Source organism: bacterium (assembly GCA_021372775.1).
Taxonomy (GTDB): domain Bacteria; phylum Acidobacteriota; class Polarisedimenticolia; order J045; family J045; genus JAJFTU01.
Map to the genome: position 1 here is coordinate 1 of JAJFTU010000285.1, position 1,873 is coordinate 1,873.

1 protein-coding gene is annotated in these 1,873 nt (G+C 64.8%); it reads right to left on the minus strand.

Annotation, left to right across the window (positions count from 1 at the left end; translation table 11 throughout):
* Positions 1 to 660 precede the first annotated feature (660 nt).
* Positions 661 to 1,873, minus strand: a 1,213-nt coding sequence (locus LLG88_09960) for an RHS repeat-associated core domain-containing protein (GenBank protein ID MCE5247228.1), incomplete at its 5' end; no start/stop codon positions are given.

The following is a 1,873-nucleotide window of genomic DNA, read 5'->3' on the forward strand; positions in this document are numbered from 1 at the left end:
CGCCGGCGTCCGCCTCCTTCAGGATGCCGACGATCTGCTCCACGCCGAACCGGCTCTTCTTCATGAGCGTCCTTTCGCGGGCGAATTATCGCCCCGAGGACTCTCGGTCAGCCCGGACCACTTTTCGGGGAGCAGGCCAGCCCTGATCACACAGGAATGATCAACTATCGATCCAGTGCACGTCCGCGCCGGCAAGCGGGGTCATGTGCCGCCGCCGCGCCTCATCAATTCCGATCCTCCGCACTTCCTCAAACCACTTTCGATATGCGGCCGCCGCAGCCCGTACCGCAGGTTCCGAGTTCATTACACCATCTGGACCGAGCAACGCCGTTCCGACCGCATGTCCCCACTGGCGCGTGAAGATGAATGATACGTAGTACAGTGCCTCTACTCGAATCGGACAAGTGCCCGGTGCAAGCCAGTTCGCATCGCCCCGCGTATTCCCGCAGAAGCGCGCGGCGCGCTCATCCGTGTCAAGAGCGAGAAGACACGCGATTGCCGCTTCCGCGGACGCAGCCTCACTTGTATCCAGCAATACTTGGTCCCTCCCGCCTTTTGGCTCTTGCATGGAGGGGTCGACAAGCGCCTGCCATCGATCGCAGTTCGAACCAGCAGAAGCCGGCAGACAAACGGCGAGGGCGACCGGCCAAAGCCATCGCGTCATTGCTTCTTCTCCTTCGGCTTCGTGTAGTAGCTTGGCGGCTCCGCTCCTTCGACGGGCCACGCGGTACCGGGGCCAGGCCCCGGTGGTGCAGTTACGACTGGAGTTCCGCCGTTCTTGCTCCTCACTGCGGTGACCGCACCAGCATCGCTAACCCCAGTCACCTGCACGGCGTGTTTTGCACTGCTGCCCTCTCTGTACACCCCGACGTCGCCAACTGCTGGTGACTGCGTCTCAACATAACCGTCATGAGAAATCAGGGCCGGCACCTGATCTGGCTGGATCCAGACTTGGCCATCTGCAAATGCTGTCCCGATACAGTTCGTGCTCACATCCCAGCCCGGGAGAAGTGACATGTCACCAGTAGCGGTCTCTTCGCCGGGCGCGGAAAGCGTTACGCGCGGCTTACCCGCCACCTGCGACGCCACGATTGCTGTCCCGTCATCGGCCTCAATGTGGCCCAGCCTGACCCTGAACTCGATCAGCACCTTCGCCCCACCGGGCAGATCGAAGGTCCATTTCCGCCTTTCGAAGCTCATCCCGTCGTTCCAGAAGAGCACGTTGCCATCTTTGTCCTTCCGGACCTTTCCATCTGGATCCGTCCCGTTGACCGGGTTGTTTCTGACGTAGTTATACACATTCCACGACTGCGGGTTCTCCGGCTGGACATCCATCCCCGGATCCACGCTCAGGAACCGCCCCAGCGCCGGGGAATGGTAACGAGCGAGCATGTAGTCGAGCCCGGTCTCCTCGTCCCGCTCGTGCCCCGTGAACTTCTTCCGGCTCGAGGAAGCGACCGGCCCCATCTCGCCGCCGAACGGGTAGTAGTCGTGCGCGTCGGCGTGCGCCCCCGCCGCGTCCGTCGCGACGCGCAGGCTGCCGAGGTGGTCGCGGTGATGGTAGGTCGTCGTCTGGGTTCCGCCGGTCCACGTCCGCTCGGCGACGACCTGCCCCAGCGCGTGCACGTACTCGCGCGAGAGCGTCGGGCCCAACGCGCCGCGCGCGACGACGTACTCGGCGAGCGGCCGGCCCTGCGCGTCGCGCAGCGTCAGCGTCGCCTTCCCGTCCGCTCCCGCGCGCAGCCAGCGGAAGCCGTCCGCCGCGTAGCGGTAGGTCTCGGCCGGCGCGCCGAGCTCCGTCTTCGGGTCGCCTTCCACGAACGTCGTCATCCGGCCGAGCGCGTCCCACGACGCGCCCACGGTCTGACGCAGC